We start from the raw sequence: 7703 nt of genomic DNA, 5'->3' as shown, positions 1-7703 counted from the left end.
AGCCTAAATATCTTGACAGCTAAACGCTTCTGCCATACCGACAACAACCCGACGCGAACCAGAAAATGGCGTGCGTCCGTGCGCGGCTAGCATATTATCTAACAGCAAGACATCTCCTTCTTCCCAAGGGAAAACAATCGTTTCTTGCTGATAGCAGCGACGAATTTCGTCTAATATAAAATCTTCAATGGGCGAGCCATCGCCGTAATAAGCATTGCGGGGTAAATCTTCCTGCTTAAAAGAAGTTAAAAGCTCTTTGCGAACGGCGGGTTCGAGATTGGAAATGTGGAAGAGGTGAGCTTGATTAAACCACACCATTTCCTGCGTGTGTGGGTGTTCAGCGACAGCTTGACATATTTGCCGAGTTCTCAAGCGATCGCCACTTTTCCATTCTAACTCTATTCCCGCTTTTTGGCAAGACTCTTCTACCTCAATTTTGCTATCAGTATTGAAGACATTTTGCCAGGGTAAATCTACGCCACCGCCGTAATTTCGCACATACATAACCTTTTTTTGAGCAAACTTTTCTCTAATCTTTGAATCCAGGGTTTCAAACACTTTGCGGCTATTAGCGATCGGAGTTTCTCCTCCCTGTTCGGCTTTTTTGACGCAGAAAAAAGCGATTTTCAGCGGCCAATTTCGAGAATAAGCCATTTCATTGTGCAGTGGGATGAATTGCTCGGCAGGATACTCGGTGGAAGTGTAGATATTTCCGCTCACCAGGCTACGCGGAGTCGAGCGAAAAGAATATTCCAACAAGTCGCCAGCAAGAGTTTGAATAAACTGCTCGAAACCATTCACCCCGCCGACTTCAAAGCCTCGAAAAAGTATTCCTCCGTGCTTCCATAACTGCGTTTCAATTGATGAGCAATTGTTCTGTGCCCAACCTGCGAGATTTAATTTTTCTACGGTTGGCTGAACAACTAGAGGTAGAAGGTTTTCGGGCTGGAGGTGGGCGGTTTTGACTAATTCCTCTGAGGACAGGCTGACGGCTTTGCGCCTAACCGATCCTAACTTTTGGGAATTGAGATTCTTTGTTTCTGTATTTGTCATAGTTTTTGCTTTGGTGAGGACTTTATCCCTTTTTCCCGAAAAAACATGAGAGATTGAGCCATCATTTTCAACTTTTCATAACTTTGCGTTTAGCCATTTTTAATTTTTGAATTCCCGAAAGATGAATTTGTTTTTGCTGCTCGATTTGGTGCTGCCTTTCTGCTTCGGCAAGAATTTCTGCCAAGTCGTCAATCTTGATATCTGGCTGGATGACTACCTGGTTGAGGAGGATTTGAAAACCTCTCACCATTCGGGCAACAGTCGCAGCCTCAAATAAGTCTGTTTTGTAGTCAAATAAGCCTTGAATTCCTTCTGAACTCTCCCAGAGAGTGAGGCTTAAGTCGTGTCTCGACATACCGACATCGGATTCCAGAATGCTCAAGGTCAAACCAGCTAACTCCAGGGGTGGCATGGGCGCATTCTGGAGTACAAACCACACTTGAAACAGCGGATTATAGCTGAGGTTTCGCTCCGGCTGCAATTCCTCCACGAGCTTTTCAAAAGGAACATCCGGGTGAGCGTAAGCTGCTAACGCTACCTCGCGTGTTCGATTGAGTAGTTCGCGGAAAGTTGGATTACCTGCGGTGTCAACTCGCAGCACTAAAGTATTGACAAAAAATCCAATCAGTTCCTCTAATTCAAGGCGGTTGCGATTGGCAATGGGAGAGCCAATAGCGAGGTTATCCTGCTTTATTTGGCAGGATAGCAAGGATTGAAATGCTGCCAACAACGTCATGAATAGGGTGACATCTTGCTGCTGGGCGAGCGTTTTCACTCTTTCTGTTAAAGAAGCAGAAATCACAAAAGATTGCTGCGACCCTCGGAAAGTTGGCACGGGAGAGCGCTGCCTATCTGTTGACAGCACAGCTAAACCGCCTCCCAATTGCTGTTTCCAATAAGCGAGCTGTTTTTCTAATTTCTCTCCGTGGAAATGCTGCCGCTGCCAACTGGCGAAGTCGGCATACTGTACGGGAAGTTCAGGCAGCCCAGAGGGTTTGTCAGTGGAAAAAGCTTCATAAAGTGCGGCTACTTCTCGCACCAACACGCCCATAGACCAACCATCAGAAATAATGTGGTGTATCGTCAGCAGCAACACATATTCTGCCGAACCAAGTTGCAGCAAAGTGCGACGCAGTAAGGGCGATCGCGTTAAGTCAAAGGGCCGTTGGGCTTCTTCAAGAGTACGCTGCTCAATTTCAGCTTGCTGCTCAGTTTCTGGTAAATGTTGCAAGTTTACCACCGACAAAGCGAAATCCAAGGAAGGAGAAATCAGTTGAACAGGTTGCCCGTCCACTTCTGCAAAAGCAGTGCGTAAAACTTCGTGACGCCTGACAATTTCATTGAGTGTTTGTTGCAGGGCTGACAAATTCAATTGCCCTTGCAAACGCACAGCAGCAGGAAGGTTGTAGGCAGGGTTTTCGGGAGATAATCGATCGAGAAACCACAGCCGTTGCTGGGCAAAAGAAAGGGGAGCAGAATTTTGCTGCGATCGCCTGGGAATACGCTGAGATTGCTCAGCCTGTACTGCCTTTTTGCCCAATGCTTTGAGGAGGAGCGCTCGCTTCTGGGGCGAGAGGTTTTTCAGTCGTTCTGAACGATTAGTAGACATTATAATTCACCTCCTCGGAGTGGTCGCTGTTTGTGATAGTTAAGGAAAGCTTTGCTGCTATTTTTAGCTGGTCGTTTAAAACAACGTTGATATCTGCTTCAGTGGTGAGGGGGTTGGCAAGGACGACTCGAAAAGCAACAATGGGAATGGTTTTGCCATAACAGGTGTTTTGCACGGTTGTTCGCGATACGAAGGTGTGACCGGCTCGCCGCTGGGCCTCCTGAAGGCGCTCGTTAAATTGATTAATGAAGTGGTTGTCTGCTTCGGTTAGTTGTTTTTTGGCTGCTTTTTCCCTGAATTTTTGTGGAATGTAGCGGTATAAAAGAATATTAATTTCGGGTTCTAGCAGCAATTCAAATGCTGGATTTTCCCGAATTAAATTAGCCAAGTGCTGCGTTTTATGGATGCCTGCATCTATCAAAAACTCATAGCCTTGATGGCCGATAATATTCAACGCGGCTTGCAAGAACAAACTCGCACCTGGTCGAGAGCCTTCGAGAGAGCGTTTGCCTAGATCGATGGAGTCTTTTCGCACCGTGTAGGGCGCGTGTTTTTCAATAACTTTGGCGGTTTGGGGATTGCAGAATAAAACCAGACCGATTCCCATTGGCAAATACATTTGTTTGTGTCCATCTATGGTGACGGAATCTGCTAGTTCAATGCCTGCGAATTTGTGCCGATGACGTTTGGAAAAAAGCACGGGGCCGCCCCAAGCGGCATCGACGTGAAAGTGAGCGTTTGCTTCTTGGGCGATCGCGGCTATTTCTGGAAGCGGATCGATACTTCCCGAATCGGTGCTGCCTGCAATACCGATAATTGCCAGAATGTGCAGATTGCGATCGCGACATTCGGCTACAGTTTGGCGCAGCGCTGCCAAATCCATGCGGTGATTGGAATCGGTAGGAACTTTTAGGAGATTGCGATCGCCAATGCCTAATAAACCGGCAGCCTTTTCAAAAGAATAGTGCATCAAACTCGAGCCGATTATCACCATTCCCTTGTAGCCGTAAAACTCTAAAGCTGCGTACAAGCCTTCCTTTTCAATGCCACTAAAGTTATTTTTTGGCCCTAAAGAAGCGTTGCGAGCGCACCACAGGGCTGTGATATTAGCTAGGGTGCCGCCCGTTACCATGATACCGAGCGTGCTGTCATTTTTTTGAATGTGCTGGTTATAAAAATCCTCAGAAAAATCGTAAATTAATCGGTGCATCATTGCCAAAGTCTGGCGCTCGCAGGGGCTTAAAACTTTGGCAGTTTCCATCTTTACTAAATTTTGATTCATCGCGGTTACAAGCTTCGCGATCGGGCGCACAAAATAGGGAAGTGCGCTCGTCATGTGACCGATATATCGGGGGGAAGATGTGTGAATGGAATGGGCAACGAGGGTTTGGGTCAAATCATCAATATAATTTCCAACATCTGTAGGAAGGGCGGGAATTTTGTTTTCCCTAAACTCCTGAATAATTAACTCTAAGTCAATATCTGTACTAGCGGTTTTTGCGTACAAAAAGTCTTGAACTAGGGCAGAAATTCGCTCCTCCATAGCTTCTTCTGCCAAAAATGACTTTTCTGAGGCACTGAATAGCTCCATTAACTTTTCTTCAAGTGGGGTAACAGAGGCTTTTAATTGCTCCATAACATCTTGAGAATCTTTGGCTTTGACTGTTAGTTTACTCATCCCGAATCCATCCTTTTTAATGGGCTTTTTTGCTTTCCTATCCCCAATCAAAGCTTTAAGGGGATAGGGCTTTTTATGCTTTTTTACAAACGCGCTCTTTACTCAGTCAGCATCACAGTTTGTGCTTCCTCTTTTTCTAAGAGGTCGAGCAATTCATCTATCTGGTTAGAATCGGCGTTTGCCAGAATTTCTTCCTCGACCATTTCAGCTAAATTCTGAATTGTGGGAGCGGCAAAAAAATCGCACAGCGCTAACTCTATCCCAAAGCACGATCGCACTCGCGATATTAACTGTGTTGCCATCAGAGAGTGACCGCCGAGGTCAAAAAAGTTTTGGTTAGTTCCTACTTTTTCTAGCCCTAAAAGAGCAGTCCAAATCTCAGCAATTTCTTCCTCTGTGGGCGTTTGTGGCTCAGTGAAGGCTGTTTCATCAGAAACGTAATCGCACCTTTGAGATAAGGCGAGGCGGTCAATTTTTCCGTTGGGCGTTAATGGGAGCGCATCTAATAGCACAAAAGCTGAAGGCACCATGTAATCGGGCAGTTTGTGCTTCAAGAATGAACGCAGTTCGGAAATAAGTTCTGGGTGCTGGTTTCTGAACCCTGAGTTAGGAACTAGGTAAGCGACTAGGCGTTGGCTGCCTAATTCATTTTCTTGAAGCAAAACAGCAGCGGTGGAAACAGAAGAATGTTGAGAAAGTGCTGCCTCTATTTCTCCTAGTTCGATGCGGAAACCGCGAATTTTTACTTGGCAATCGCCACGACCGAGAAATTCTATATTACCATCCGGCAGGTAACAACCGATATCGCCTGTTTTGAACAAAACTTTTTGATGAAAATTACCGAGAAAATCTAATTTTTCTTGCCCAAACGGGTTAGAAATGAATTTTTCCGAGGTTAAGTCGGGGCGGTTTAAGTAGCCCTGTGCCAATCCATCGCCGCCGACGTAAATCTCGCCGGGAATTCCTATGGGAACGGGTTGAAAATTGCGATCGAGCAGATAAATTTGCGTGTTGGCGATCGGGCGACCGATTGGAACTTTCTCGACACAGTGAGTTGCATCGTACCACGTCACGTCCGCAGCTACTTCAGAAGAGCCATAAAGATTGATTAATACCCGCTGGGGCATCTGCTCTCGAAATTGCTGGCAAAGTTCCAGCGGCAGAGTTTCTCCGCTGCAAATCCAATATTTTAATTGAGGCAAACGCCTGTCTAAATCAGGGAATGAATCTAAGATAGCGCGCAACAAAGAAGGAACCAGCACCAGTCGCGTTACATTTTGCTTCGATAAGGTTTGAAGGAATTGGTTAATATCTTTGACGGCTCGATCCCGAATAATGACAGTTGGCAACCCATGCAGCAAAGGAGCAAAGATTTCCCAAACCGAATCCACAAAATTTAAGGACGTTTTTTGACAGCAAATATCTGCTTCGATAAAAGGGTAGGGGTTCCAAAAACAGCGATTGACTGTGCCTCGGTGGGTGCCGAGTACGCCTTTGGGAGTGCCTGTCGAGCCGGAAGTGTAGAGGACGTAAGCGAGGCGATCGGCTTCCACTTTAACAGCGGGGTTGCGATCGCTCTGCCGGGAAATTTCCTGCCATTCGGCGTCGATACAGACGACTTTTGCGCTGTGTTCGGGGAGGGTTTCTAGGAGGTTTTTTTGAGTCAAAAGCACCGGAACTTTTGCGTCGGCCAGCATGAATGATCGGCGTTCTTGGGGATAAGCAGGATCGAGAGGAACGTAAGCGGCACCGACTTTTAAAATGCCCAAAATGGCCACCAGCATGGACAGCGATCGCTCTAAACAAATTCCCACCAAAACTTCGGGTTTTACACCGATAGTTTGCAGGTAATGCGCGATTTGGTTGGCTTTGGCATTCAATTCGCGGTAAGTCAATTGTTCATTTTCGCAAATTGCAGCCACTGCATCTGGGGTTCGCTCTGTTTGCGCTGCAAATAATTCGTGAATTGAGGAATTTTTGGGGTAATCCGCTTGGGTGTCGTTCCACTGAACAAGTAATTGCTGGCGTTCGGAGGCGCTCAATAGGGGCAATTCTGACAGTTTCCGCTCAGGATTGGCAGTCATTCCCTCCAGTAAAGTTTGCAGGTGTCCGAGCATCCGTGCGATCGCAGCGTCTTCAAAGCGGTTGCTATTGTAACCAATTTTCAGCGTCAATTCCGCACCCGGTATTGCCATCACCGTTAGAGGATAATTCGTTGTTTCCCAGGAGCGAATATTCTCTACTTTTAAGTTTTGAATCTTCTCCCGCAAAGAAGCATCCAAAGGATAATTTTCAAAAACGACCAAACTCTCAAATAGAGGCAAACTCCGAGGAACTTCGCTCCACCCCTGCACCTCAAGGAGGGGGCTGTACTCATATTGTCGCGCCTCAACTTGTTGCGCTTGGAGTTCTTTCAAGCAGGATAAAATAAAATCCTGTGGGTCAATTTTAACGCGCACTGGCAGAGGATTTACGAACAGCCCCACTACCGATTCAGCACCCATTAACTCTGGCGGTCGCCCGGAGACAACCGTACCAAAAACCACATCTTCCTCGCCGCTGTATCGGCTCAAAAGTAGCGCCCAAGCTGCCTGTACGAGGGTATTTAATGTTAGCTGATGCTGCCGCGCTAAGGATTGCAGTGCGGCGGTGGCTGTTGCAGAAAATATTACCTGCTGTTCGCCACTACTTTCTAAACGGTTTCCCGCGACAATATTGCCCCGGGCGATCGCAGTTGGAGCTACAAAACCTTTGAGAGTTTGCCGCCAAAATGACTCAGCCGCAGATAAATCTTGCTGGTGCAGCCACGCGATGTAATCCCGATAAGGGCGAGGGCGTTTGAGGTGCAATTCCTCGCCCTGGGAGAAGGCTTGATAAAAGCCAAAAACTTCATCAAGAACGATCGCCAGCGACCACCCATCTAAAACTAAGTGGTGGTGGCTCAAAATAAACTGGAAAGTATCTGTTTCTAACTGGGCCAGTGCAATGCGAATTAAGGGAGCTGATGTCAAGTCAAAGCCCTGCTCGCGATCGGCTTTTAGGAACGTTTCTAGCTGCTGTTGTTGTTCGGAGGCGGAGAGCGATCGCCAGTCCATCTGCTGCCAAGATAATGCAGCCTGCTTACGCACCGCTTGCACGGGTTCTTTCAAATTTTCCCACACGAAACAAGTCCGCAAAATGGGATGCCGGTCTACAACTTTTTGCCAACTATTTCTCAACGCAGAAACATTGAGATCGCCGCGCAAGACGCACAGCAGTTGCCCGAAATATACGCCCGATTCTGGCTGGTAAAGGGAATGAAAGAGAATGCCCTGCTGCGCTGGGGAGAGGGGATAAAAATCTTCGATATTGCCTTTGGTCATA

4 protein-coding genes are annotated in these 7703 nt (G+C 46.9%); all 4 read right to left on the bottom strand.

The window, feature by feature from the left end; all coding sequences use genetic code 11:
• Positions 1-3 precede the first annotated feature (3 nt).
• Positions 4-1053, bottom strand: a complete 1050-nt coding sequence (locus QUA70_RS04845) for a TauD/TfdA family dioxygenase (protein WP_333345298.1) — start codon at positions 1051-1053, stop codon at positions 4-6.
• A 67-nt stretch (positions 1054-1120) separates the two neighbouring features.
• The gene (locus QUA70_RS04840) at positions 1121-2662 is read right to left on the bottom strand and encodes a condensation domain-containing protein (protein WP_333345296.1); all 1542 of its coding nucleotides are present in this window, start codon (positions 2660-2662) and stop codon (positions 1121-1123) included.
• On the bottom strand, positions 2652-4340 hold the full coding sequence (gene panP, locus QUA70_RS04835; protein WP_333345294.1) for a pyridoxal-dependent aspartate 1-decarboxylase PanP: 1689 nt from the start codon (positions 4338-4340) through the stop codon (positions 2652-2654). Before panP ends, QUA70_RS04840 begins: the two co-directional genes overlap by 11 nt.
• Positions 4341-4438: 98 nt before the next feature.
• Positions 4439-7702 (bottom strand): amino acid adenylation domain-containing protein, encoded by a 3264-nt coding sequence (locus QUA70_RS04830; protein ID WP_333345292.1) that lies wholly within the window; start codon positions 7700-7702, stop codon positions 4439-4441.
• Between the last annotated feature and the right edge of the window lies 1 nt (position 7703).

The organism is Microcoleus sp. LAD1_D5 (assembly GCF_036702115.1).
In the GTDB taxonomy this organism is placed as follows: Bacteria; Cyanobacteriota; Cyanobacteriia; order Cyanobacteriales; family Microcoleaceae; genus Microcoleus.
The sequence above is the reverse complement of the archived record's forward strand: the minus strand, read 5'-3'. Positions and strand labels throughout refer to the sequence as shown.